This is a genomic window from Corynebacterium sp. UMB8791, from assembly GCF_054166365.1.
This window is the reverse complement of the sequence record NZ_JBSZCG010000166.1, coordinates 1-624: the sequence shown is the minus strand read 5'-3', so window position 1 is coordinate 624 and position 624 is coordinate 1. Positions and strand designations below refer to the sequence as shown.

The following is a 624-nucleotide window of genomic DNA, read 5'->3' as shown; positions in this document are numbered from 1 at the left end:
ATGTCGTGCCACGCGGGAATCTTCGTGGTGGGCAACAACTGCGCCGACAACAGCACGGGAATACAGATCGATTGCGGTATGGCAGGCGTAGTACTGGTTCGCTCTGTGTCAAGTGGTTGTGGGCCAGATTCATGGTTAACAATGCATCATCAATGCACGCGGCGTCGGCGCCGTTTTACTTGTCGTGCGGATAATCGTGACTTTCTCAGGCAACCCAATCGGTGTTTTCGGTCGCGCGGTAATTACCCCATCAGCAAGGGCTTGCTCGACGGCACTTCGCCGGTTAGCCTCCAGCTTTTGCCACGTGCCGTCTAGCACGCTTTGCGGTGTGTACCCATTAATCCCACTGTGGGGCCGGTGGTTATACAACGTTGTAAACTCATCAACCCAGGCCGCTGCATGTTTAATGCTGGCAAAAGCCCTCGGGTAGTAGGCCATACCTTTCATGGTGTGAAACAACGACTCCATATGCGGATTATCGTTACTAATCGACGGCCTGCTGAAGGAGCGTTTGACCTGGTGGGCATCAAAAAGTCTGCCAAGGCTGCGACTGGTCATCGCTGCCCCGTTATCGGAGTGCACCGTGTCGACATCAGGGTGTGCGGCAAAGATTTCTTCAAACAT

General features: G+C 54.0%; 1 protein-coding gene. It reads right to left on the bottom strand.

The window, feature by feature from the left end; all coding sequences use genetic code 11:
- Positions 1 to 135: 135 nt before the first annotated feature.
- The coding region (locus ACXIUA_RS11255) for a transposase (RefSeq protein WP_457976885.1) at positions 136 to 624 on the bottom strand (489 nt) is incomplete at its 5' end.